This is a genomic window from Psychrobacter sp. 219-2-C, from assembly GCF_049560815.1.
GTDB lineage: Bacteria > Pseudomonadota > Gammaproteobacteria > Pseudomonadales > Moraxellaceae > Psychrobacter > Psychrobacter faecalis.
Map to the genome: position 1 here is coordinate 1,196,184 of NZ_CP186933.1, position 25,406 is coordinate 1,221,589.

Here is a 25,406-nt window from a genome sequence, read left to right on the forward strand (position 1 = left end):
AACCACACTGTCAGTAGGTATGAGGGTCAAAATTGGTGTTATTTTTTTATTTAAGCGGTCTTATGTACATGACCGTTTATTAAACAAACTAACCAATCGGTAAAAATTTAGAAGCGATGAATAAATAAATCAGCACGCCCGACGCATCACTGATTGAAGTAATCAAAGGCGCACTGGCGGTTGCAGGGTCAAAACCGAGTTTATTGAGTATAAAAGGCAGACTCATGCCAATGACACTACCAATCATAACGACACACAGCATACTTAGTGCCAGAACCAAAGAGACGGTCGCGTCACCACGCACATAGCCAATAAGGGCAATGGCAACGGCCATCGTCGCCCCGAGCAGCAGGGCAACTAAGGCTTCGCGGCCAAGTAGCGAAAACCAATCACGCATCACCACATCACCCGTTGCTAAAGCACGTACCATTAAAGTCGCTGATTGCGAGCCGGCATTACCGCCACTATCAACCAGTAAAGGCAAGAAAAATACCAATACTAAGTTTGCCGCAATGACGTCTTCGAAGTTAGCGATACTTAGCCCCGACAGCAAGTTGCCAAATACTAAAAACACCAGCCAAAAAACCCGCTTACGATAGAGAACGGTAATACTGACGTCTTTTAAGCGCCCGACCATGGTTGAGACACCGCCTGACTTATGAAAGTCATCGGTGGCTTCATCGCTTGCCACGTCCATCGCATCATCATGGGTGACGATACCAACCAACGCCCCACTGGCATCGGTAATGGGTAGGGAAATTAAGTCATAACGGGCAACAGTTTTCGCAACGTCTTCTTGGTCATCGTTGACATCAGAAGAGATGACCGAGCTGACCATGATGTCTTTAATCAGCTGCTCAGGCGATGATAAAATAAGCACCCTTAATGACACCACGCCCAAGAGCTTACGCGCGTCATCAATCACATAAGCATGATAAATAGTTTCGGCATCAGGCGCTTCTAAACGTAGCGCGTCCAAGGCCTCAGTGACAGTCATCTCAGCCTCTAACGTCGCATAATCAGAGCTCATCAAGGCACCAGCTGTGCCTTCTTCATAGGCCGATAGACGGCGAATATCCTCACGCTTCGCCTGCGCTAAGGCAGGTAATAGCACGTCGCGTTGGTCTTGACTCAGGCGTTTATACAAATCAGTCCGTTCATCAGATGGCATCTCGCCGACTATCTTGGCTAAAATAGCGCGCGGAAAGACATAAGCGAGCGCTACTTGACTATCTGGGTCTAAATAAGCAAAGATCGTCGAACGATTGGGCAAATGCGCAAGGAGTTGCCAAGCGAGTTTGGGTTCAATTAACGCCAATAAATCGGCTATATCGATAGGACGCAGATCTTGAATCTCTTCAATCGCTTGCTCATACTGCTGCTGCTCGATAGCACGGCTTATTTTTTCGGCATAGGTCAACGCCAAGTCTTTATTATTCATTGCTTTTACTCCGTGCAGCGCAAAATGAGGAAACAGGCGCTCATAAAAAAGAGCCAATATTATTGGCTCAAATTAACATAAAATCAAATGCTAAAGGATTGGGGTTTTATTAGCAAGCGAATGATGCTTAGACCAAGCAAACAGCCCGTAAAACTATCCATTGACCACAGCGTTAATTCATAAACCAACCATGACTGGCAACGATAGACTGCCCAGTAAATACATTACTTGGAAAAGCCGCTAAGAATAATGCCAATTGAGCGATATCATCAACCGTGGTAAATTCTTTATCAACGGTATTGACCAACATAATGTCATTTACCACAGATTCTTCACTGATGCCTTTTTCAACCGCTTGTTGCGGGATTTGTTTCTCGACTAATGGTGTTTTGACAAAACCGGGACAAATGACATGTGCGCGTACATTATGTTCAGCGCCTTCTTTTGCCAACACCCGGCACAGTCCAAGCAGTCCATGCTTGGCAGTTACATACGGTGCTTTAAATAATGACGCTTCATGCGAGTGCACCGAGCCCATATAAATGACCGTACCGCCTTTGTCAGCCTTATACATATGCTGCACAGCCGCTTTAGTCGTTAAAAATGCCCCATCTAAATGAATAGCGAGCATTTTCTTCCAATCAGCAAACGCCATTTTATGAATCGGGTCAATGATTTGAATACCCGCATTTGATACAAGAATATCAATACCACCAAAGGTATCCACTAATTGCTGTACGCCAGAATTTACGGCACCCTCTGAGGTCACATCCATGGCGATCGCTAACGCACGTCCGCCAGCGGCTTCGATAGCATCGACCGTTTGCTGTGCGGCTGCCAGATTAATATCAGCAATACCAACGGCAGCGCCTGCTTTAGCATAGGTTTCAGCGATATCACGGCCAATGCCGCTTGCAGCGCCAGTGACTAATGCCACTTTGCCGATCAAATCTTGTTGTAATGTGGTCGCCATATTTTATAGTCCATTATTAAATAGGTTGTTTGGATGCCTGTATTACCCGCTTATTTATTAAACTGGCTTATTGGGTAATGCTCACTGGCGTTTTTTCTTGTAACTCCTCCAAACTTACGCCTTCTGCCAGCTCAACCAGTTTTAGCCCATGATCAGTGACGTCTAATACGGCAAGCTCGGTAATGATACGGTCGACCACGCCTTTACCTGTCAAAGGCAATTCACACTCGGCAAGAATTTTTGGCTCGCCATGCTTATTGACTTGCTCCATCAGTACAATCACGCGCTGCACGCCAGCAACTAAGTCCATCGCGCCGCCCATGCCTTTGACCATTTTTTTCGGAATCATCCAATTAGCCAAATCGCCTTTTTCGGATACTTCCATCGCGCCCAAGATGGCAAGATTGACATGACCACCGCGAATCATCGCAAACGATTCTGAACTACTAAAATAGCTGGCACCCGGTTCGGTGGTGACGGTTTGCTTACCTGCATTAATCAAATCCGCATCGACATTTTCTGCCGTTGGAAACTCACCGATACCGAGTAAACCGTTTTCAGACTGAAGCCAAACATCGACGCCCTCAGGGATATAGTTGGCGACTAGGGTCGGTAAACCAATACCTAAATTAACATAATAGCCGTCTTTTAATTCTTGAGCGGCACGCTGTGCCATCTGCTCTCTTGTCCATGCCATGATAATTTCCTTATTTTTTACAAAGCCTATTGTTATTTTTTCATTAAAACTATTAAATAATCTTTCATTTAAGCGCTTGTAGTGGCTGCTTTGGTAGTAGTTTTTTCAATACGTTTTTCGGGATTATCATTTAAGACAATACGTTGGACAAAAATACCCGGCAGATGAATCTCATCGGGGTTTAGCTGCCCAATCTCTACGATTTCCTCGACTTCCACAACTGTAACTTTACCCGCCATCGCACAATCTGGATTAAAGTTACGCGCCGTTTTATTAAAAATTAAGTTGCCGGCTTTGTCAGCCTTTTGTGCTTTAATTAGTGCCACATCTGCCCGCAAAGTATGCTCAAGCACATAGGTACGACCATCAAACTCGCGCGTCTCCTTGCCTTCAGCCACTTGTGTGCCAACGCCAGTTGCGGTATAAAACGCTGGAATACCAGCACCGCCTGATCGCAGTTTTTCTGCTAACGTCCCTTGCGGCGTTAGCTCAACCTCTAGCTCGCCTGACAGATATTGACGCTCAAACTCTTTATTTTCACCGACATACGATGAAATCATTTTTTTGATTTGGCGCGTTTGTAATAGTAAGCCCAAACCAAAATCATCGACACCGGCGTTATTACTGATACAGGTTAAATCCTTGACCCCGCTATCACGCAGCGCCTTAATGAGCGCTTCAGGAATACCGCACAAACCGAACCCTCCAATAGCGAGAGTTTGACCGTCACTGACGATACCTTTTAACGCCTCTGCTGCGCTGCTGTATACTTTTGATTGACTCATGCTCATCTCCTTGCAAGTCACTTTTTATATTTTAGTTAATGATTTTTCCTGCATGATGCAACTCACATCATGGCAACTCTCGTCTTACCAACCAATAGACACAGTTATTTTAAAAGCAATACACTGCGTATCGATATATCTTATTTAAAATTCTTATGCTAACTTAACATATTATTCTCACAGCGACTAGAGAATAACCATAAGGAAATGGGAGCGGTATTTCACGTTTGCGCTACTTGATAATAGTGATATTACTATTGCCTATACATGACGTAGTAGCAAACGTTATTTATTCGCTATTTAACACCGGCCAAGGAGAGGCTTTCATGTTTAGCACATTTGCTATTATTATTACTTTATTATTATTGATGTTCTTTGCTTATCGCGGCTATTCCGTGCTGATTTTGGCACCGATTATGGCGATGTTGGCGGTATTACTTTCAGGTGATTTCTTAAGCAGCATTCCTGCCTATACTGATGTATTTATGGGTGCATTAAGTGGATTTTTGCTGAAATTTTTCCCTATATTCTTACTAGGCGCGCTATTTGGACGTTTGATGGCAGACTCTGGCGCAGCGACAGCCATTGCCAATACCGTGGTCGAAAAGCTCGGTGCCAGCAAAGCTATTTTGGCAGTTATATTAGTTTGTGCCATTTTAACCTATGGCGGCGTGTCTTTATTTGTGGTGGCATTTGCTATCTACCCAATTGCCAAAGATTTGTTTAAAGCCGCTGATATTCCTAAACGCTTGATTCCAGCTGCTATTGCGTTAGGTTCATTTACCTTTACTATGACAGCGTTGCCGGGCACACCAGCCATTCAAAATGCGATTCCTATTCCTTACTACAATACCAACGTTTTTGCCGCCCCTATTTTAGGTATTATCGGCGGTCTTATCATGTTCTTCTGTGGCTGGTTGTGGTTACAATCACGAGCCAGAAAAGCCGTTGCAGCAGGTGAAGGCTATGGCCAGCATGATGAAAGTGATGTAGGCGGTGTTGGTAGCGCACCAGCAGAAACCAACTTGGTAAGCACACATCACACTTCGTTTACCGTGGCTATGATTCCGCTGGTGCTGGTCATCGGCTTAAACGCCCTACTAACTTATTTTATTTTTCCATCGATGGATTTTAGCGGTTTACAAACTCAGTTTCCGGATTTAAATATCGCAGGTTCACTTGGTCTATGGTCAATTATTATCTCATTGGTCGTGGCTTGTACTGTGCTCATTGTGCTGCGTATTGGTCATTGGAACAATCTACAAAAAACCATTAACCGCGGTACTTATGATTCGATGTTGCCAATTTTTAACACGGCATCAGAAGTTGGTTATGGCGCGGTTATTGCCTCATTAGCAGGTTTTCTTCTTATTCGTGACAGTATCTTAAATCTAACCCCTGGCAACCCACTTATCTCAGAAGCGGTCGCGATGACCACACTCGCTGGTATTACAGGTTCATCTTCTGGAGGTTTGAGTATTGCACTATCGACGCTGGGTGAAGACTATTTAAGAATGGCTGTCGCCGCTGGTATCGACCCAGAACTTATGCACCGAGTCGCTGTAATGGCTGCAGGCGGTTTGGACACGTTGCCACATAGTGGTGCGGTCATTACCTTACTGGCGATTTGTGGTTTGACGCATAAGCAATCCTATCTAAACGTTGCTATGGTCACCATAGTGATCCCACTGATTGCGGTGGTTGCTATTATCATTTTAGGAACGATGTTTGGCTCATTTTAAGAGAATATTTAGCTCGTTCTAAAAAGTAGCTAAAATGTAAAAACGGACTTTAAATACCACAGAAATCTACCTTTTTAACAAATTTACTTATTCATTAAACCCACTTAGCAAATTGCTTGGTGGGTTTTTTATGTCAGCTTTAGCATAGCTCACTTTAAATAAAGCTAATTTCCTCTAGCAAACAATTAACAATATAAATGCTAAATATAGTTAATCACCGTCTTAGTATCGATTTAATTACCAAGGTAATATCACAAAATCGGCCGAATTACGGTATCATAGGCGCACTTTTTTAATTCTTCTCTTTTTTAGAGTTATTGGACGTTTTAAGTGTTAATAATTTAGCATTGATAATACGGTGCTGACTCCTCATAAAGTGCTCGAGACGTTTGAAAATCAACCCGTTTATATAAAAATATAGGTGACAAAAGTGCGTGAGATTCTAGTAACCAGTGCTCTTCCTTATGCCAATGGCTATATCCATTTGGGGCATCTTGTAGAATATATTCAGACCGACATTTGGGTACGTGCGATGAAAGCACAAGGCCATCAGGTCACCTATGTCTGCGCTGATGATGCACACGGTACGGCGATTATGCTCAAAGCAGAAGCCAATGGCGTCACCCCAGAAGAGCAAATCGCCTCGGTAAAAGCCTCACATGAAGCCGATTTTGCCAAATTTTTGATTGACTTTGATAATTATCACAGCACCCATTCAGAAGAAAACAAGCATTTCTCTGAGCTGATTTATCGTCGCCTTAATAGCGCCGGACATATCAGTACAAAGGACGTCAAACAGCTTTTTGACCCTGAAAAGCAGCTGTTTTTAGCCGATCGTTTTGTCAAAGGAGAGTGTCCTGAATGCGGCGCGCTTGACCAATATGGCGATAACTGTGAAGCGTGCGGTACCACTTATGATGCGACCGACCTTATCAATCCGCATTCAACGCTATCTAATGCGACGCCCGTGCTTAAAACTTCTAAGCATTATTTCTTTGATTTGCCTGAGTTTGAGCAATTCTTAAAAGATTGGACGCGCAGCGAAAATCGCTTGCAAGTCTCCGTCGCCAATAAACTGCAAGAATGGTTTGACGCGGGTCTGACCAGCTGGGATATCTCGCGTGATGCGCCGTATTTTGGTTTTCAAATTCCAGATACCCCAAGCGATGAGCCAGAAAAATACTTTTATGTCTGGCTCGATGCGCCAGTCGGATATATGGCAAGCTTTAAAAACCTATGTGATAAGCGCGAAGGAAGCGATCAAGCGCTTGATTTTGACCGTTATTGGATGCAAGAAAACGAGCATAAAACCGAGGTTTATCATTTTATCGGTAAAGACATCGTTTATTTCCATGCGCTATTTTGGCCTGCCATGCTAGCCGGCAGTGAATTCCGTACGCCAACGGGTGTCTTTGCCCACGGTTTCTTGATGGTCAATGGCGAAAAAATGAGTAAGTCACGCGGCACCTTTATTAAGGCCGAAACTTACGCGGAACACTTACACCCTGAATACTTGCGTTATTATTTCGCCAGCAAACTGTCTGACAAAGTTGAGGATATCAACCTTGATTTAGAAGACTTTATGCAAAAGGTCAACTCTGACTTGGTGGGTAAAGTGGTCAATATCGCTAGTCGCAGTGCCGGTTTTATCGTGAAGAAATACGACGGTATGCTATCGGAGGTTTGCGTAGAATCAGAATTACTAGAAAATATCACCAAAACTGGTGATGAAATTGCCGCCGCTTACGAAAACCGCGAATTCTCGCGTGCGATGCGCTTAATCATGCAATGTGCTGATAAAGCCAATGAATATATCGATGAGAAAAAACCTTGGTCACTTGCCAAGATCGAGGGCACTGAGCAAGAAGTGCAAGACGTCTGCTCGGTGGCGATTAATATCTTCCGTCAACTCATGGTTTATCTGGCGCCAGTATTGCCTGAGCTGACGGCCAATGCTAAAGCGTTCTTAAACATTGATGACTTAAGCTTTGCTAGCCGAAATCAATGGCTTCTTGGTCATAAAATCAATAAATTTAAACCTTTGATGCAGCGTATCGAAGAAAAAGACGTTGTGGCAATGGTTGAAGATTCAAAGGCCTCGTTAGCGCAAGCAGACGCCCCTACTGCTAACAGCGATAATAATTCAGATAATAAAAAAACAGTAGTAAACACCCAGCCAGTACCAGCGGCTAATACTGACAGTGAAGCTGGGCAAGCGAACTATATTGGTATTGAAGACTTTGCCAAAATTGAGATGAAAGTGGCGCACGTTTTAGCCTGTAATTATGTCGAAGGTGCGGATAAGCTTTTACAATTTACCTTGGACGTTGGCGAAGACAAACCGCGTAATGTCTTTAGCGGTATCCGTAAGTTTTATGAGCCTGAGCAATTGCTGGATAAAAAAGTGATTTGCGTCACCAATCTTGCGCCGCGTAAGATGAAATTTGGCATCTCAGAAGGTATGGTATTATCGACTGGCAACCCGAAAACACAGCTAACGGTGGTTACTTTACCGGACAACTGCGTGATTGGTGATGTGTTGGCTTAACTGCGGTTGTACTTATATAATAAAAAAGATGCTTTCGTGGCATCTTTTTTTGCCCAAAATTCATTGGTGACAAAATAAAAAGAGCATGGGCAAAAAAATAAAAATATAGACAAAAATCCATCTTTACTAACCTTTATAAAATGAATGACAAATGCGTTTTATTTTCTTATTGCCATAAGTTACATTACTGTCATAATATGGACGTAATCATCAAGGGATTGATTACCTTTATGTTCGCCCGTTATCTCATCATGCACATAATATTGACTCGGGTAACCTGCACTCTTTAACCTATGAGCCAAAATAAAATGACCTTTGCCACTACTTTACGCCTTAGCCTGTGCGGCGCTGCTATTAGCGCGGCGCTTGGTTTAACCGCTTGCTCTAATAATGCGACCGACCCTGCCGTCAACGCTGATGATAGCGCGAATAACGACAAGCCTGCCAAAACCTTGGCCATCACGCAAATTGTCGAGCATCCTTCTTTAGATGAGATGCGCCGCGGTATTATTGATGAGCTGGCGGACAACGGCTACGCAGAAGGGCAAAACCTAACCGTTAATTTTCAAAGTGCGCAAGGGAATACCGCAACGGCTGGGCAAATTGCCAAACAGTTCGCCGGTGACAATCCAGATGCTATCGTTGCCATCTCAACACCTTCTGCGCAATCTGTAGTTGCTTCGACAAAAACTGTTCCCGTTATTTATACCGCCATTTCAGACCCTGTGGCAGCCAAGCTAATTGACGAAAATGACGTGCCTATCCAAACCAATGTGACTGGTTTGTCGAGCGAATTACCTATTGAACCGCAGTTAGACAATATTCAAAAAATTGTCCCTAATGTGAAAACCATTGGTTATGTTTATAGCCCAGGCGAAGCCAATTCAGTAGTGGTTCTTAAACAACTGGAAAAAGCAGCACCAGCACGCGGGCTTAAGATATTGGGCGTTACTGCCAATCGCCCTACCGACGTTGCAATGGCGACTCGTAGTCTGGCAGGCAAGGTAGAGGTTATTTATACCTCATTGGATAACAACGTGGTTTCGGCCTTTGAAGCAATGGCAAATGCGGCTAATGAACTTGATATCCCAGTTATTGCCTCAGATGAATTTAGCGTCAGACGCGGTGCGACGGCGGCACTTGGTGTCAATGATTATGACTTTGGCCGTACTACAGGCAAAATGGTGTATCGGGTATTAAACGGTGAAGCGACCAAAGATATCGCACCGCAAGTTATGAATACCTTAACGCTATACGTCAGCCCAAAACACGCCGCGGAACAAGGTACTAGCCTATCGGCAGACTTACTTAAAAACGCCATCAATGTCGACAAAGAAGCACAAAAGGCCAGTAAATAGTCACTAATAAATAGTTGCGTCTCAATAGTAAAGAATAAATGAATGGTAATTAATAATCAGCTATACAACGGATTACACAATCAGCTAGGATAATGGCTGGCAGCGCTACCCTTTTTTATCTTTTATATAATGTACGGACACATTATTATTTTCAGGAGTCAGACCCATGTTGTATCAAAATCGTTTTGCCAAAGCTTTATTATGGGGCGGTGTTTGCACCGCTATCTTGACCGGCTGTAACCAGCCAGCACAAGATGCCAACACCACTGACGGCGCTACAACGGGCGGCGATAGCAAAGCTGCCATGAAAACGGTCGCTATTACCGCCATCGTTGAACATCCAGCACTCGATGATGTGCGTAAAGGCGTTATCGACGAGTTAAGTGACGCCGGCTTTAAAGAAGGCGAAAATTTAACCATCAACTTCCAAAGTGCCCAAGGTAATACCGCCACTGCCGGTCAGATTGCCAAGCAATTCGTCGCTGATGCACCAGATGTCATCGTAGCGATTGCCACGCCATCGGCTCAGTCTGTAGCCGCTTCTACCAGCAGCATTCCTATGGTGTTCTCAGCGGTCACCGACCCTGTTGCAGCAAAACTGGTACCGAAACTTGATGGCTCTGGCACCAACGTTACTGGCGCCTCTGATGCCCTTCCTTATGCCCCGCAAATCGATTTGATGCGTCAAATTATTCCAAGTCTAAAAAACGTCGGTTATGTCTATAGCCCAGGTGAGGTGAACTCAACCATCGTTTTAAAAGCGCTAAAAGAGAATTTGACCCCACTTGGTATTAACGTTCACGAAGCGCCTGCGCAGCGTAGTAACGATATTGCGATGGCCGCTCGTAGTCTTGAAGGTAAAGTCGATATGATTTATACCTCAACGGATAATAACGTGGTTTCAGCATACGAATCACTGTACCAAATCGCTAAAGAAAGTAAGATTCCACTAATTGCCTCTGACACCAGTTCGGTTGAGCGCGGTGCCGTTGCAGCCTTAGGGGTAAACTATTACGATTTGGGCCGCGAGACTGGTAAAATCGTTACGCGTATCTTAAACGGTGAAAAAGCAGGCGAAATCCCTGTTTATACGCCGCAATCGCTTGATTTACATGTCAGTCCAAAGAATGCGCAAGCCGAAGGCATCACGCTACCACAAGCCGTTATCGATAAAGCAAAAGTAGTGTTAGAATAACTGCCGCTTTTAACTCTAATTTAAACGGTAGTTTTTATCAATTATCGTCTAGGTTAATTGGATATGGCTATTTTGATATGGCTATATAGGTAGCGCAGACAAACCCAGCTCTCAGTCAGTAGGCTGGGCTTGTTTTTTCAAGGCTTTAAATAAGCAAGACTTAGGGTTATTAATAGTAATTATAAGTTTTGCTTGACCCTAACTGCAGATACCCCTATCTGTTAAATTCACCGCTTAGTCGTTTAAGCAAAGTTGGCTGATTGATAGCGCGATATGTCGCCTATCTCAATTATCTCGCCATCATTTATTAAACGCTGGGTTATGACTTACTGATCTCTTATGTCTTTAATTGCTTTTTTTGGTGCGCTTGAAAGTGGTCTGATTTATGGCCTAGTGGCGCTCGGCGTCCTTATCTCATTTCGTACCCTCGACTTTCCGGATTTGACCGCTGACGGTAGTTTTCCGTTGGGCGGCGCTGTCGCGGGTATTTCTATCATCGCTGGTGTGAATCCTTGGCTGGCTTGTGCCTTTGGTATGCTAGCGGGGTCAGTTGCGGGTATCGTCACCGCATGGCTACACGTTAAACTGGGCATTTTACAGCTGCTTGCCAGTATCCTTGTGATGGTTGCTTTATACTCTGTCAACCTACGGATTATGGGTGCGCCAAACTTACCATTATTAGGTGAAACGACAGTATTTAGCACCTTGGTCAGTGATGGCAATGGTTACTGGATGCGCTGCCTTATTATTGGTGTCGTTGTGCTACTGGCCATGTTGTTTTTAAACTGGTTTTATAGTACCGAAACGGGCTTATCGATGCGGGCGACTGGCTCAAACCTACGTATGGCACAAGCGCAAGGTATCAACACCTCATGGATGACCATCATTGGTATGGCAATCTCCAACGGTTTAATTGCGTTAGCGGGCGCATTATTTGTGCAGACGCAAGGTGGCGCTGATATCTCGATCGGTATCGGGACGATTGTTATTGGTTTGGCAGCGGTTATCATCGGCGAGACCATTATTCCAGCTAAGCGTATTTGGCTGATTACCTTTGCGGTGGTCGTTGGTGCGGTGCTTTATAAGCTCTTTATTCAGGTGGCTCTATCAAGCAGCACGCTACGTAGTATCGGATTTGGTCCACAAGATTTAAACTTGATTACCGCGCTACTCGTGGTCTTGGCCTTAGTATTGCCAAAAGCTAAAAATAAATTTTTAAGTCGTAAAGTTCGGGCTTAATGTCAATGTGCAACCATAAGGAATTATAATTATGATGCAAGCTACAGATTTGCGGTTGACCTTTAATCCTGGAACGCCCATTGAAAACCCTGCCCTACGCGGTATCAATCTGAATATCGCCGATGGTGAATTTGTCACCGTCATCGGTACCAATGGCGCAGGCAAATCGACCTTTTTAAATGCGGTCAGTGGCACCACGCGCGTCGATAGCGGTTCAATCTTGTTAAATGGTATCGATGTCACCAAAAAAACCGCGCACCAACGCGCTCATTGGGTCGCTCGCGTATTCCAAGACCCGATGGCGGGAACTTGTGAGGCGCTAACCATCGAAGAAAACATGGCGCTTGCCTATAAGCGCGGCGGCAAACGTGGTTTGAACTTTGCGCTTAATCAAAATAACCGTGACTTATTTCGTGAGAAATTATCAGTATTAAAGTTGGGTCTAGAAAATCGTCTGACCGACCGTATGGGACTGTTATCCGGTGGTCAACGTCAAGCCGTTAGTCTGCTGATGGCATCATTGCAGCCGTCTAAGATTCTACTACTTGATGAGCACACGGCGGCCCTTGACCCTAAAACGGCGGCGTTTGTTTTAGAATTGACTGATAAAATCGTTACCGACAATCAGCTGACAACGATGATGGTCACGCACTCAATGCAGCAGGCTCTAGCTCATGGTACGCGTACTGTGATGCTTCATCAAGGGCAAGTAGTATTAGATGTATCTGGTGATATCCGTAAAGGCATGAATGTGCATGATTTACTGGATATGTTTGAGCAGACGCGCGGTGAAAAGGTCGAAGATGACAGTTTGATATTAAGCTAAATCATTTCGCAAAATATTTTGAATTTAAAAATAAAACGCCTTCTCATTAGGCGTTTTTTATGGCTGTTTTAGTTATTGAGAATCAAGCATGACCAACTTTTGAATCAATTCACTGACATGCTGTGCTTGCATTTTCTTCATCACCTGTGAGCGATGTACCTCTACCGTTCGTACCGATATGTCTAGATGGTCGGCGATATTTTTATTCAGATTACCTTGCATCAGCTCATGAGCGACCTGCTTTTCTTTCTCGGTCAGCTGTGCATAGAGCTTTTTTATACTATAAAGCTGAGCACGCTTGAGTGTTAATACTTGCGCACGCTCAAGCGCTTCTTGGAGACGGTGACTATTAATCGGTTTCTCTAAATAATCAGCGGCGCCTTGTTTGAGCATATTAACAGCATCAGCAATCTCACCTTGACCAGTTAATGCAATAAGCGCTATCGGGCTTTCATGTTGATTAAGGTGCGCTTGTAGTGCTTGACCGCTCATGGCTGGCATCATTAAATCACTGACGATCACCGCGGGATAATAGATATCAACTTGCTGCAAAAAAGTCAGGGCACTTGACCACATTTGGGTCGGCAATCCTAAGCTGCTAATTAAAAAATTACAGGAATTACGCACGCTTTCTTCATCGTCGATGATATGAACCAGTAGAAGTTCATTATTGCTATTAATTGGCGTTTGCCATTCTGAGCGCTTAACTGAATTATGCTGAGCATTCATACGCAACCTTATGATTAAGTTTATTTGCAGATTTTATAAATACTTGGATTTACATAGCTCTGTTTTTATTATCTTATCTCTTAACATCATCTGCCAAATGCAGCGGCAGATAAAAAGACACTTGCGCACCTACCCTGTTTGTTAATGGATGAGTGTTTTCCGTTTTTATCAAGCGCACTTTACCATTTAATGACCGCTTTAAGCGCTGCTGATAACCGTCTAACGCTTGTATAGTATTAAGCTCCTGCTGCACTTCGATATTGCTAAGCTGCATCATACCGCCAAGCGACTTGCATAGACGCTGACATATCATTAGCCCCAGGCCTAAACCATTTTCTTTGGTCGATTTGGTGGCGTATTTATTAGTCAGACGCTGTTGTGATTGACCCTCAACTAACTGCTGATTACCTTCTAACGGTTTATGGTTAAGCAACTGCGCCTCATCAAAACCGCCTGCATCATCGGTTACATGCAATACGATATAAGATTTGCCATTATAATCTTTTGCCTGACAATGTAACATTATCTGTGTCGCCCCTTGCTGCTCGGCATTGAGCATACTATTCATCAATAACTGGTCTAAAACCAAGCTTGGCAATTGCAAAGACCGGTAGTCACTCGCCAACCAAAAGCCAATACTTGAGGCTTTTTCACCAAGTAGCAATACACACTGCTCATAGGTGGTGGCGATGTCCACTTGAACGTTGTTCGGCTGCGAGCGCCCTGCCCAGCGCCGGATATTACTAATAACAGCCGCGACCCGTTCGGTTTCATTAACAATTTGCTGTAACGCACTTTCTGTCGCTTGTTTGTCTATTGCTTGCTTTTCTAGCACATGCAAACGATTTACCGAGTTTTTATCCACATCTGTACTTTCTTGAACGCGCCGACTCATTTGATTGCTTTGGCTGCGAATCAATAAGCCTTGCGCATAATTTTGAATGGTCGCCAGCGGCTGATTGATTTCATGGGCGATTGACCCACTCATCTCACCGATAACAGCGAAACGCTCGGATTGACGTAGCTGCTGGTCATAATCACGAATCAGTTGATTTTGCAGAATGATTTTTTGCCGTCGTCGCCATGCCAGCCAGCTCATCCACGCATAATTTACCGTCGATATCAGTATGATTGAGACAATAACGGCCATCCACAATCGATGCGCCTTTACCCAATCGACCATATGCGCGCCCAGCTGCTTTTGTGCCGGATGACGATTCATATCATAAAGGATACGTTCCGCATCGCTACTCGATTCGGCTGGTAGCCAGCGCTGTACTATCCCTAACGACTCTTGCTCTGGTTGACTCTTTCCAAATTCACTCAAACCAAATAAATTTTGATTGATTTGCCGAATCAAGGCAGCAGGTGCTTGCTCGGTCGCCGCCAATGTCCAATTGGGATATATCTTTGTTGAAGACTGACAGCTAGAAGCGGTCGCCACAGGGTAAATAAGTCGGTATTGTTTTTTATTAATCTTTCCTTGCTGCGCCATCTCTTCCATGAGGCAAAGCGGCGCTATTGCTGCATCTACACTGCCACTCGCTAATGCATGTAAGGTACGCTCAATAGGATAGCTGACAAACTGGGTCTGATAACGGTTGGACGGTACGCCGTTTTGTTGTAATAAATGCGCGACGAGCAGATAACCGCCGAAAGCCTCGCTATCGACGGCAGCGATTTCGCGCTGCTGCAAATCTTGCAACTGATAAATACCGCTGTCTGCCTTTACCCAAAGTGCACTGGCGACGGCTTCCATGGCGCTAGGTTCTTTTAACTGCCTATCTTGAGACAGTTTATTAAATTCATTGGCCAGATTGACCGTTGTAGAAAGCTGCTTATCAGCGCTTTTATTAAAACTTTTTTCATGAAAGTTTTTACCACGGTTATTGTCAGGTATATCCAATTGAGCGGGCTCTGTATCGGCTTGTAAGGTCGCAAGCCAGCGCCAATGCGTGGTATTCATTTTAATCAGCTGTACTTGCGGGCCAAGCACTAGGGCAAACTGCTGCGCTTCGATTTCCTGCTGCCAATTCTCTAACGCTAGCGGCACCAAAACCACAGTGTCCTCTTGCAACTGCTCATTAAGTTGATTGAGCCACGGTTGCCAACGCTCTTGCGCTACCGTTTCACCTTGCGGCGCGAGCACGCCTAAATAGTAGGTTTGTGCATTGGCGCTACCCAGCATCAACCAAACAAAGAACGCTACAACGATAATAAAATAAGCCTTCAAGCTAGCCCAGACTTTAGACTTTTTAACCATAAACCTAGCCTTACAGTTGAGCTATCAAACAGCCATTATAAATGAAAACCATAATTATAATGTGGTTTTCCACAATACCGCAATGTTACACGCTCCTCTATACTAAATGACAATCGTGTAACTTTTCATTCACTAAGCTTAAATCCTAAATGTTTCATAGGGGTATCTAATAGTCCTCATAGAATGTATATGACGAATGAGAAGCTTAGTAAAAATATCTTATGGAGGGCGGGCTTATGAAGAAGTGGCCATTAATCATTATTATGGCAGCCATTGTCGGGCTGATTTTAGCGTTTATCATTGGGCAAATACTACCTAAGATGCGCACAACCAGTAATGACATCGAGGTCAATATCACTGACCCTGCGCTTATTAAACAAGGGCAATACGTCGCGCGTACTGCTGACTGTGTCGCCTGCCATACGACGCTTGAAGGTGAAATTTATGCTGGCGGCCTGCCTATGCTGACGCCGCTAGGTGCCATTTATTCAACCAATATTACCCCTGATAAAGAAACCGGTATTGGTCAATATACCTTTAGCGACTTTAAAAATGCCGTCAAGCATGGCGTGCGCCGTGATAATAAAGCGCTATATCCTGCGATGCCCTATCCGTCTTATCAGCTCATGCCAGAGGAAGATTTGGCCGCGATGTACGCCTATTTTATGTCTGACGTCAAACCCGTTAAGCAAGCCAACTTAAAAAGTGAGTTGCCGCCAATAGCCAATTGGCGCTGGCCGCTGGCTTATTGGCAAGCACTGTTTGACCCAAAACGTGACTTTGTGCCAGAAACTGATGATGCGCTATTGACCCGTGGACAGTATTTAATTGAAGGTCCTGGACACTGCGGCTCTTGTCATACTGGACGCGGTATCGGTTTCCAAGAAATCGCCTTAAATAATGCCGACTCAGAAGAATATTTGAGCGGTGCGGTCATCGATGGTTGGCGCGCCAAAAGTATTCGCGGTGAGCATCGCGGTTTGGCTACGTGGACCGTCGCAGAATTAAATGATTTCTTTAAAACCGGTCGCACGGACAGCACAGCGGCCTTTGGTGCTATGGCTGAAGTGGTCGAGCACAGCACGCAATATATGACAGACTATGATATCAACGCCATGTCATCTTATTTAAAAACCTTAACGCCAGCGCCCAATAAAGAAAAAACCTTGCCGGCGAAAAAAGACATGACCACGCAAAAACTGCTTGATGGCAATTATGATTCGCGCGGCTCGATTCTATACGCCGAGTATTGCCAAGTTTGTCACCGTGCCGATGGTAAAGGGGTGGCGCGTATTTTCCCAGCTCTTGATGGCAATAGTGCGGTATATGCGAAAAATGCTGACTCGGTACTCCAAATCACCTTGAGCGGTGGCCGCATGCCCGAAACCCCGCACGACCGCATGGCCTTTACCATGCCTGAATTTATTAACCTGAGTGATGCCGATGTGGCGGAAGTGGTCAACTATGTCCGTAATAGCTGGACCAACCAAGCACCTGAAGTCGATGTCGATGATGTGGTAAAAATGCGCGCTTTTCTTGCTAAAAAACCAAAAACCAGTACCGATATCGCCCCAGACTTAAGTATTGATGCGCAAACAAAAGGAGCAAAATAATGAAAAACTCTCCACTCAACTTGCCTGCTATTGTTAGCGTTATCTCTCAGAAAATAAAAATGAGCAAACTAACCACCGCTGCCCTGACTGCCTCAGTGGTTAGTATCACCGCTATTAGTAGTGGCTGCTCACAGCCCGAGCCTACTGAGCAAAACGCCCCTAAATATGGCTTAGTTACTGCTGATGATGCCAACGAAGATGTTGGTACTTATGTGCTGCCGCAAGATACTTCTATCTTGGATGAGCCGAACGCTGATGAAATCTTTTATGGTAAGCGCTTATTAAACGAAACCAAGCGCTTATTGCCCGAGCACGTTGGCGCGCAAATGAACTGTAATAGCTGTCATATTTCGCAAGGTAAAATCCCGCTTGGCGACCCCTATATCAACAGTTACAACTTCTACCCGCGTGTGATGCCACGTGCTGGTAAAGAAATCGATTTAACCAAACGCATCAATGGCTGCTTCCAGCGTTCGATGAATGGCAAACCATTAAAACCTGAATCCCCTGAAATGCTAGCAATGTTGGCCTATATGAAATGGCTGTCCCAAAATACGCCAAAAGAGCAAAAGGTCGATATCCAAAACGCGGGTAAGGTTGATGAATCCTTGGTCGGTAACTCTGTACGCGGTGAAAAAATATACCAAGTACAATGCGCCACCTGTCATGGTGATAACGGCGAAGGCATGAAAGACAGTCGCGGTGATATTGTCTTCCCACCATTATGGGGCGATGAATCCTTTAATATCGGTGCGGGCATGGCGCGTACTTATAAAGCGGCGGCTTTTGTGAAATACAATATGCCGATGGGCATTCAAACCAAAGGTCTATGGGGTCATGGCAATGTGCTCAGTGATCAAGACGCCATCGATGTCGCTGAATTTTTTACCCATCAACCGCGTCCTGACTTTGCTGGTAAAGTAAACGACTGGCCTAATGGCAAAAAACCTAAAGATGCGCGTTATTAAATGCGCTAACCTGACAACATATCAGTCATGCTAATTTATAAAATAAAAAAACCTCAAACGCATGAATGGCTTTGAGGTTTTTTGTTATCTATGGTTAATGCGACTAAAAAATTTTGGTCAGCCATTATATAGTAGTGCTTAAGGCAATGACCTTTATTATAGCCATACTTACTTATCGCCATTCGCTTATGAGGTCTATCATGCGTAAAATTCCTATTTACTCTCACCCTGCAGCTGGTTGGCCAGCTTTGGTTGCCTCTACTCGTAAGCTAATGGATTACAAGGCTTTTTTGCGTGGCAGCATAAGTATCTTGCATAGCAACCAGCCCAACGGCGGCTTTGACTGTCCGGGCTGTGCATGGCCGGATCATAAGACCCATAAAAGCCTTGATGTCTGTGAAACGGGTATTAAAGTCATTGCTAGTGAAACGATGAGTAGGCGCGCCGATGCCGCCTTTTTTGCCAAACATAGCGTCAAAGAATTACAAGGCTGGTCAGGCTACGAGCTTGAGCACAGCGGCCGCTTATCAGAGCCGTTGTCTTATGATGCAGGGCAAGACCGCTATGTGGCAATTTCTTGGCAGGCAGCATATGAGCGTATTGCTGATACGTTGAAAAATCTCGATTCGCCAGATGAAGCGTTATTTTACACCTCAGGACGCGTCACTAACGAGCCTGCTTTTATGTATCAATTGTTCGTACGCTGTTTTGGCACCAATAATTTGCCAGATTGCTCAAATATGTGTCACGAGCCAACCTCAGTGATGCTCGGTAAACAGTTAGGCGTCGGTAAAGCCACGGTGGTTTTGGAAGATTTTGAGCAAGCAAAGCTGATTATGCTGTTTGGGCAAAATCCTGCTACCAACCACCCGCGTATGCTTGAGATGCTGGCACACGCTCATAAGCAAGGCTGCAAAATTATCTCTATCAATCCGATGCGTGAGCAAGGTTTAAGCAAGTTTAGAAATCCGCAAAAACCAACCCATATGGCCGCAGGGCAAAGCGATGAAATGGTTGATGAAGTCATTCAAATTCAAATCGGTGGTGATACCGCTTTATTGACGGGCTTGGCCAAATGGCTGACCAAAAACGGCAAAATTGATAATGATTTTATTGAGCAGCACACATCAGGCTATGAAGCACTCGATACTTGGTTACGCCAGCAGTCTTGGGCAGACGTAGAGCTTGGCTGCGGTATTAGTAAAGCAGACATTATCAAACTTGCCAAACTTGTTGCTGATAGCCCAGCAACCATTTGCACCTGGGGCATGGGTATTACCCAACATGTCCAAGGCGAAGATAACGTCGCCATGATTACCAATTTGCTGCTACTCATGGGTATGATTGGGGTCGATGGCGCAGGCGCTTCACCGGTGCGCGGTCACTCCAATGTACAGGGCGATCGCACCATGGGTATCCATGAGCGCCCTAAACAGAGCTTACTTGATAGCCTTGAGCGCGTTTTTAAGCGCCCTATGCCGCAAGAAGATGGGCTTGATGTCATCGCTGGGGCAAAAGCATTGATGCAAGGTAAGCTCAAAGCCTTTATCAGTATGGGCGGTAATTATGCCGTTGCCGCACCCGATAAAAGTGCGATTCAAACGGCCTTAACCACTACCGAGCTTAATGTTTTTATTGGCACCAAACTTAATGAAACCATGCTCTATCCAGGTAAAAACAACCTTATCTTACCTTGTATCAGTCGTACCGAACGCTTAGTAACGGCGAAAGGCGAGCAGTTCGCGACGATTGAAGACTCTATGTGCCAAATTGTTCCTACGCGCGGTCGCATTGAGCCGATTAGTGATAATTTAAAATCTGAAGCGCAAATTGTGGCCGATATGGCAACCCACGTGCTTGACGCTGATTCGTCTATTCCATGGCAAACAATGAGCAGCGACTTTGATATCATCCGTAATTATATCGCTCAAGCTATTGAAGGCTTTGAGAATTTTAACGATCGTATTCGTGAAAACGAGCGCGGTTTTCATTTATACCACCCTGCCCGTCATCGCGTTTGGAATACCGATAGCGGCAAAGCGCAGTTTGAAGTGCCACAATATCCGATTACTTATGTCGCAGCACAGATGGCAGAAACCACATCGAGCTATCATAGCCATGCTAAAAATAACAATGCTAAAAGTGACCATAGCAAAAATAATGAACCCGCGATTCATCCAAGCAATAGCGATCACAATCCAACCCAAAGCGCTGAGCAAAAAGTATGGCAGCTAACCAGTGTCCGCAGTCATGATCAATTTAACACCATGATTTTTGGTCATCAAGACCGCTATCGCCAGACCAACCGCCGCGACGTGTTATTTATGCATCCCGATGAAATCAAGCGTTTAGGTTGGCAAAAAGGCGATAGTGTTATGGTATCGCGTCAAGACAGTCAAGATGAACAGCGCACCTTAGGTCCATTAATACTGACTGAGATGGATATCGCTGCCAATGCGGTGGCGACTTATTATCCTGAATGTAACGACCTTATCGACTTAGACACTCACGCGCCAGACTCAAGGACGCCTTCTTATAAATCCGTTACCGTTGTTTTGCAGCGCGTTACTGAAAACACACTAGCTGCCAGCGCTTAACAAAGATAGTTTGATAAAGGAAATGGTTAAAATATGATGGTCAGTAAACATAACGTAGTTGCAGTAGAACCTTGGTTAAATGGCTCAGCGGCCGATTTAGAAACCAATGCTGTTCATGCTGCTGCGCCAATAATGGATATGCAGACCGTGCCTTTATCGCGCCTACATTTAACACAAAAACATGCTTATTTATCTACAGCAAATGTCTCTTCTAAAAATGCAGAAATAGAGGTTGATAACAAATCAGCGCTGCTGGCAGTAGAGGCAGCGGTTGCGATTGTCATTAATGGTATCCACTATGCGATATTAATGGCAAGCCCCTATCAGCTTGAGTACCTTGCCATTGGCTTTTTATATAGCGAAGGATTGATTCATCATAGTCATGAATTATTAGATTGGGAGGTAACGCAACTGACCGATATTGCCAGTTATAGAAGGTTCACCAGTGATTTAACGGATGACTTGCTTGACGAAAAGACGGCATTTGAGCAATTTTCAGCGCAGTTGCAAGACTATGATGTATATGTAGTAGAGCTGGTACTAAATCAGCGCTGTCATCAGCGTATTCAAGCGCAGAGGCGACAGCTAGCAGGACGTACAGGCTGCGGTATGTGCGGTATCACCGGGCTTTCGCAAGCGCTTCCTGATTTAAGTCATTATTTATCATCTGGCTTGCAACAAAAACCGTCAGAATCCTCCGTGCCCAGCCTTAATTATTTACTACACATGCATCAGCAAATTGACGCTGCGCAGCATACCCATCAACTCACTGGTGCGGTACATGCCGCAGCCACCATGCAAGGCAATGATTTATATTTATTTGAAGACGTCGGACGTCATAATGCGCTTGATAAACTCATCGGTTGGCAATTGCGCAATAAGACCGAGCTGACCTGCGTGGTGATGACCTCGCGGTTGTCTATTGAGCTGGTACAAAAATCCATTCGTAGCCGCATTCCTTGGCTCGTTGGTATGTCGGCACCAACCAGTACTGCGGTACGCGTCGCTGAACGCTATGGTCTGGGACTGGCGGGGTTTTTACGCAATGACCGCGTTACTTATTATACTAATTATGAGGACGCTTAAACCGACAAACTAGCGGCGACTCTTTTTTTATAACCATTTAACTCTATCACTAAACCGCTAAGCAATAACTATTTTCTACTTATTTTTACTTCAACTTAACTCTCCCTGTAAGTTCCTAAAAGAGCCCTAGCCTTTATCGTTATCCTTTCCTTGATACAAGAAAATTTGTTTAAAATTCATAGTTTCTCCTAACCTCTTCTGCTTATTATAACCATTTTAATGACGATCTATTAGATTATCTTAATGCTGGCTGACTAAAAAGTCTGCGGTAAAATTTGAGATAGCAGACAGAATAGGTTACTCTTACCGCACAAACATGTTACGAGAATTTAACATCGCTGTAGTTTTATTTATCAATGACGAGTAAATACTGGCAATAACTGCCGTAAAAATTTACTTATTATCACGACAGCGGATGTTCGCTCACAAGCAATAAAGGGATGAAAATCTATCCTAACTATTGCTTAACGCAGCTACTATAAACAGCTCCATCTAGCACCGCCCAAGCAGTTTAGGCTCAGTGCTTATCCGTATTTTTGCTAGAGATACTTAGTCAATAAGCGTCTTTTAGCGTCTCGTTACTATCGAGTAAGCCTCACTTGACAGCGTAATGGTCAATCCGTTAACAGACGCCTATTGAGAGTTGCCGCCGTTATTTCTAAGACAAAGTTTTAGTCTATTTTTTTTGCAAATATTTGTCTAACGGACTGTGCTAAATAAAAAAGCGGCATCACATTTAACGTGAGCGTTTGGCTTGCCTCATTGAGTGCTTGTGCGCTGTATACAAGCAGCGAATAGAACCAATGCGTCCTATTACATTCCTAACAGTTTGTGGCATGACTTTTATTGCAAACCTTTATTCTTCAAACAATTGCGAGGTATGAATTTGAAAACTGAGTCATTGTTCCAATTTTCATCAATCACCATTCTTTTACTTTTATTAGGATTTTATGGCGGTACTTACCTGCTGTCTTTATTGATTAAAAAAGATAAGGAAACCACTTCTGGATTTATGGTCGCCGGTCATGGTGTCGGTTTCGGCATGGGCGCGGCGAGTATGACTGCAACTTGGATTTGGGCAGCCTCGTTTTATGCGGCTGCAACCTCCGGTTATAAATACGGCGTTTCAGGACCGCTACATTATGGTTTTTGGGGCGCTTTGATGATTTTATTCATCTACCCTTTTGGCATGCGCTTTCGCGAACTTGCTCCTAATGGACACACCTTAGGTGAACTTATCCACGCGCGCCACGGATCATCAAGCCAATTAATTTTAGCCATATCTAACCTTATGGGCAGCTTAATTAGCTTGATGGTCAACTTTACCGCTGCTGGTGCTTTGGTATCAGTATTATCGCCGTTATCGTTTCAGACCGGCGTCATTATCGCAGGTGTCGGAGTGCTCAGCTATACGTTGACCTCTGGATTTCGAGCGTCCGTATTTACCGATTTTGCTCAATTGGTGGCTCTGATGGCGATTGGAGTCATCATCATCCCTGCAGTGCTATTTGCCATGGGCGGGCCTGCGGTCATGGTCAGCGGCTTATCAAACTTAACCTTAGAGCAGCAAAACCTGTTTTCTTCTGAAGCCTTTTTTCAGCAAGGGGCGCCTTATTTTGTCGCGGTATTGGCTTATGCTATCGGCAACCAAACCATTACCCAGCGATTATTTGCCATTGATAAAACCAAAATCAAAGCAACTTTTGTCACTGCAACGGTCGGCTACGCGGGCATCGTCATTGGACTTGGTATGATTGGCTTGATGGCTTTGACCATTGGTATTGAACCGCTCGATGGCAATATGAATAACTTAATCCCGCAAATGGTTAGTACTTATTTGCATCCGGTATTTATTGCCTTGTTCTTTATTTTGGTCATTGGCTCATTATCCTCAACCGCTGACTCAGATTTATCGGCGCTATCAACGATTATGATGGCGGACGTTTATGGCAAAAATATCGCTAAAGGGCGTGTAAAACCAAAAACCATGATGCTGGTTGGACGCTCAACCATGATTATTGCCACCGCTGCTGGATTGATTTTCGCTAGCTTTAAGCTTGATATATTGGTCATGCTGGTCTTCGTTGGTGCATTATGGGGCACCATTGTATTCCCTGTGATTGCCAGTGTGTTCTGGAATCGCGTGACCAATGTGGCCTTTACCTCAGCCGTCATCGTCGGGTTGTTATTATTTTGCGTCGCACGCTTTGAGCTGATTCCCATTGAAGGCTTCACCGCACTATTCTTTGAGATTTTGGCCAGTGTTGGCGCTGCTGTCGTGATTGGACTCATGGTCTTTGGCTTTTTAGGACGCAAAATCGGTATGGTCGCCGCCGCTATTACGCTAGTACTGATGCTCATTTTTGCCACCGGCTTTTTACGCCAATATATGGTCTTGTTGGCCTCCTTGACCGCTTACGGTGCCAGTACCATCGTCTGCGTGATTGTCAGCCTTATGGGTGACGAGCATTTTGATTTTGACCTCATTAAACAGCGGGTGGGCAACTACGATAAACAGCCGCAAGCAAAAACGTTACCAAAAACTTAAGCAAAATCTTATTAGGCATTGATGGTTAACCAATGCTTGGTTAGCCATTCTTACTGAAGTCTAGTAAGCAAAAAATTTGTATAAACACTATAAGGAGACATCATGGACAACGTCTTTATCTATGGATTTTATATCCTCGTCTGGCCGGCGATTACCCTTGGGGTGCTGACATTAATCTGTACCGCAACTTATCGCGATTTCAAAAAAGCAAAACGTAATAATCAAGATATTGTCTAGCAAGCGTTAAACTAAAATAGTTATATTTAACAAGTCATCACTGAATTTAGGTTTGGCGATGACTTCATTTGCACCAATTTTGCTATCCTTTTACCTTATTAAGGCTCAAATAATGCCTCATTTATGTTTAAATAGCGGCAACTTAGCAAATAAGCGCTGTTTCGTTAAAAAATGACTTGTAATTTAAATTATTTTTGCTAATATAGGCATCCTTGATTGGCTGGGTGGCAGAGTGGTCATGCAGCGGACTGCAACTCCGTTAACGCCGGTTCGATTCCGACCTCAGCCTCCAATTATTTAGCTATAAATATATAAGTATGACGTTAATTTTAGCTTGCTTTATTAATGGAAATGCTTATAATAGCGACCACTATCTAATAAGTAGAAAGCTTACTTTTAGATAAGACAATTTTTGCCCGGGTGGTGAAATTGGTAGACACAAGGGATTTAAAATCCCTCGCTAGTAATAGCGTGCCGGTTCAAGTCCGGCTCCGGGTACCATTATATTAAAAGGCCTCCAAGCAATTGGAGGCCTTTTTCTTATTTCAGATTTTCCTAGGT

18 protein-coding genes and 2 tRNA genes are annotated in these 25,406 nt (G+C 44.3%); 14 read left to right on the forward strand and 6 right to left on the reverse strand.

The genetic code is table 11. The annotated features are described in order from the left end of the window. Positions 1–88 precede the first annotated feature (88 nt). The 4 genes from mgtE to ACPEGP_RS04800 all read right to left on the reverse strand — a co-directional run bounded on the left by mgtE (position 89) and on the right by ACPEGP_RS04800 (position 3,896). The gene (gene mgtE, locus ACPEGP_RS04785) at positions 89–1,441 is read right to left on the reverse strand and encodes a magnesium transporter (protein ID WP_423814105.1); all 1,353 of its coding nucleotides are present in this window, start codon (positions 1,439–1,441) and stop codon (positions 89–91) included. A 172-nt stretch (positions 1,442–1,613) separates the two neighbouring features. Continuing rightward, positions 1,614–2,414 carry a 3-hydroxybutyrate dehydrogenase gene (locus tag ACPEGP_RS04790; protein WP_423814106.1) on the reverse strand — a complete coding sequence of 267 codons (801 nt, stop codon included), beginning with the start codon at positions 2,412–2,414 and terminating at the stop codon, positions 1,614–1,616. A gap of 67 nt (positions 2,415–2,481) precedes the next feature. Further along, positions 2,482–3,111: a CoA transferase subunit B gene (locus tag ACPEGP_RS04795; RefSeq protein ID WP_200662962.1), complete on the reverse strand. Its 630-nt coding sequence runs from the start codon at positions 3,109–3,111 to the stop codon at positions 2,482–2,484. A 68-nt stretch (positions 3,112–3,179) separates the two neighbouring features. Then, entirely contained in the window at positions 3,180–3,896 is a 717-nt protein-coding gene (locus ACPEGP_RS04800; protein ID WP_423814107.1) for a CoA transferase subunit A, read from the reverse strand. Between the two features lie 326 nt (positions 3,897–4,222). Here ACPEGP_RS04800 and ACPEGP_RS04805 point away from each other — a divergent pair, with 326 nt between their 5' ends. From ACPEGP_RS04805 to ACPEGP_RS04830, 6 genes are all read left to right on the forward strand, one after another. Further along, complete coding sequence (locus tag ACPEGP_RS04805; protein ID WP_423814108.1) at positions 4,223–5,638, forward strand: GntP family permease; 1,416 nt, start codon at positions 4,223–4,225, stop codon at positions 5,636–5,638. Between the two features lie 430 nt (positions 5,639–6,068). Continuing rightward, positions 6,069–8,186, forward strand: coding sequence for a methionine--tRNA ligase (gene metG, locus ACPEGP_RS04810; protein ID WP_423814109.1), 2,118 nt, complete (start codon positions 6,069–6,071; stop codon positions 8,184–8,186). Between the two features lie 308 nt (positions 8,187–8,494). Continuing rightward, the gene (locus ACPEGP_RS04815) at positions 8,495–9,544 is read left to right on the forward strand and encodes an ABC transporter substrate-binding protein (protein WP_144296582.1); all 1,050 of its coding nucleotides are present in this window, start codon (positions 8,495–8,497) and stop codon (positions 9,542–9,544) included. A gap of 166 nt (positions 9,545–9,710) precedes the next feature. Continuing rightward, positions 9,711–10,739 (forward strand): ABC transporter substrate-binding protein, encoded by a 1,029-nt coding sequence (locus ACPEGP_RS04820; protein WP_144296481.1) that lies wholly within the window; start codon positions 9,711–9,713, stop codon positions 10,737–10,739. 339 nt (positions 10,740–11,078) lie between these two features. Further along, entirely contained in the window at positions 11,079–11,978 is a 900-nt protein-coding gene (locus ACPEGP_RS04825; RefSeq protein ID WP_068404436.1) for an ABC transporter permease, read from the forward strand. Positions 11,979–12,009: 31 nt separating this feature from the next. Further along, entirely contained in the window at positions 12,010–12,804 is a 795-nt protein-coding gene (locus ACPEGP_RS04830) for an ABC transporter ATP-binding protein (protein WP_144296483.1), read from the forward strand. Positions 12,805–12,876: 72 nt separating this feature from the next. Here the strand turns inward: ACPEGP_RS04830 and ACPEGP_RS04835 are convergent, their stop codons facing one another. Beyond that, positions 12,877–13,533 (reverse strand): response regulator transcription factor, encoded by a 657-nt coding sequence (locus ACPEGP_RS04835; protein WP_423814110.1) that lies wholly within the window; start codon positions 13,531–13,533, stop codon positions 12,877–12,879. Between the two features lie 73 nt (positions 13,534–13,606). Beyond that, positions 13,607–15,796: a sensor histidine kinase gene (locus ACPEGP_RS04840; RefSeq protein WP_423814111.1), complete on the reverse strand. Its 2,190-nt coding sequence runs from the start codon at positions 15,794–15,796 to the stop codon at positions 13,607–13,609. Between the two features lie 236 nt (positions 15,797–16,032). Here ACPEGP_RS04840 and ACPEGP_RS04845 point away from each other — a divergent pair, with 236 nt between their 5' ends. The 8 genes from ACPEGP_RS04845 to ACPEGP_RS04880 all read left to right on the forward strand — a co-directional run bounded on the left by ACPEGP_RS04845 (position 16,033) and on the right by ACPEGP_RS04880 (position 25,346). Next, on the forward strand, positions 16,033–17,409 hold the full coding sequence (locus ACPEGP_RS04845; RefSeq protein WP_423814112.1) for a cytochrome c: 1,377 nt from the start codon (positions 16,033–16,035) through the stop codon (positions 17,407–17,409). After that, positions 17,409–18,377 carry a c-type cytochrome gene (locus tag ACPEGP_RS04850; RefSeq protein WP_423814113.1) on the forward strand — a complete coding sequence of 323 codons (969 nt, stop codon included), beginning with the start codon at positions 17,409–17,411 and terminating at the stop codon, positions 18,375–18,377. The genes ACPEGP_RS04845 and ACPEGP_RS04850 overlap by 1 nt, the downstream gene beginning before the upstream one ends. A gap of 200 nt (positions 18,378–18,577) precedes the next feature. Then, positions 18,578–20,974, forward strand: a complete 2,397-nt coding sequence (locus tag ACPEGP_RS04855) for an FdhF/YdeP family oxidoreductase (protein WP_423814114.1) — start codon at positions 18,578–18,580, stop codon at positions 20,972–20,974. Between the two features lie 33 nt (positions 20,975–21,007). Continuing rightward, on the forward strand, positions 21,008–22,060 hold the full coding sequence (locus tag ACPEGP_RS04860; RefSeq protein ID WP_423814115.1) for a formate dehydrogenase accessory sulfurtransferase FdhD: 1,053 nt from the start codon (positions 21,008–21,010) through the stop codon (positions 22,058–22,060). A 901-nt stretch (positions 22,061–22,961) separates the two neighbouring features. Further along, positions 22,962–24,608: a sodium:solute symporter family protein gene (locus ACPEGP_RS04865; RefSeq protein ID WP_223808474.1), complete on the forward strand. Its 1,647-nt coding sequence runs from the start codon at positions 22,962–22,964 to the stop codon at positions 24,606–24,608. Between the two features lie 102 nt (positions 24,609–24,710). Continuing rightward, complete coding sequence (locus ACPEGP_RS04870; RefSeq protein ID WP_223808464.1) at positions 24,711–24,845, forward strand: putative transporter small subunit; 135 nt, start codon at positions 24,711–24,713, stop codon at positions 24,843–24,845. A 218-nt stretch (positions 24,846–25,063) separates the two neighbouring features. After that, positions 25,064–25,137 (forward strand) — tRNA-Cys (locus ACPEGP_RS04875). Positions 25,138–25,259: 122 nt separating this feature from the next. Continuing rightward, a tRNA-Leu gene (locus ACPEGP_RS04880) sits at positions 25,260–25,346 on the forward strand. The last annotated feature ends 60 nt before the right edge of the window (positions 25,347–25,406 follow it).

Coding starts and splice junctions, on each gene's coding strand:
- mgtE (WP_423814105.1), bottom strand. CDS start 1,441: ATGAATAATAAAGACTTGGCGTTGACCTATGCCGAAAAAATAAGCCGT.
- ACPEGP_RS04790 (WP_423814106.1), bottom strand. CDS start 2,414: ATGGCGACCACATTACAACAAGATTTGATCGGCAAAGTGGCATTAGTC.
- ACPEGP_RS04795 (WP_200662962.1), bottom strand. CDS start 3,111: ATGGCATGGACAAGAGAGCAGATGGCACAGCGTGCCGCTCAAGAATTA.
- ACPEGP_RS04800 (WP_423814107.1), bottom strand. CDS start 3,896: ATGAGTCAATCAAAAGTATACAGCAGCGCAGCAGAGGCGTTAAAAGGT.
- ACPEGP_RS04805 (WP_423814108.1), top strand. CDS start 4,223: ATGTTTAGCACATTTGCTATTATTATTACTTTATTATTATTGATGTTC.
- ACPEGP_RS04815 (WP_144296582.1), top strand. CDS start 8,495: ATGACCTTTGCCACTACTTTACGCCTTAGCCTGTGCGGCGCTGCTATT.
- ACPEGP_RS04820 (WP_144296481.1), top strand. CDS start 9,711: ATGTTGTATCAAAATCGTTTTGCCAAAGCTTTATTATGGGGCGGTGTT.
- ACPEGP_RS04825 (WP_068404436.1), top strand. CDS start 11,079: ATGTCTTTAATTGCTTTTTTTGGTGCGCTTGAAAGTGGTCTGATTTAT.
- ACPEGP_RS04830 (WP_144296483.1), top strand. CDS start 12,010: ATGATGCAAGCTACAGATTTGCGGTTGACCTTTAATCCTGGAACGCCC.
- ACPEGP_RS04835 (WP_423814110.1), bottom strand. CDS start 13,533: ATGAATGCTCAGCATAATTCAGTTAAGCGCTCAGAATGGCAAACGCCA.
- ACPEGP_RS04840 (WP_423814111.1), bottom strand. CDS start 15,796: ATGGTTAAAAAGTCTAAAGTCTGGGCTAGCTTGAAGGCTTATTTTATT.
- ACPEGP_RS04845 (WP_423814112.1), top strand. CDS start 16,033: ATGAAGAAGTGGCCATTAATCATTATTATGGCAGCCATTGTCGGGCTG.
- ACPEGP_RS04850 (WP_423814113.1), top strand. CDS start 17,409: ATGAAAAACTCTCCACTCAACTTGCCTGCTATTGTTAGCGTTATCTCT.
- ACPEGP_RS04855 (WP_423814114.1), top strand. CDS start 18,578: ATGCGTAAAATTCCTATTTACTCTCACCCTGCAGCTGGTTGGCCAGCT.
- ACPEGP_RS04860 (WP_423814115.1), top strand. CDS start 21,008: ATGATGGTCAGTAAACATAACGTAGTTGCAGTAGAACCTTGGTTAAAT.
- ACPEGP_RS04870 (WP_223808464.1), top strand. CDS start 24,711: ATGGACAACGTCTTTATCTATGGATTTTATATCCTCGTCTGGCCGGCG.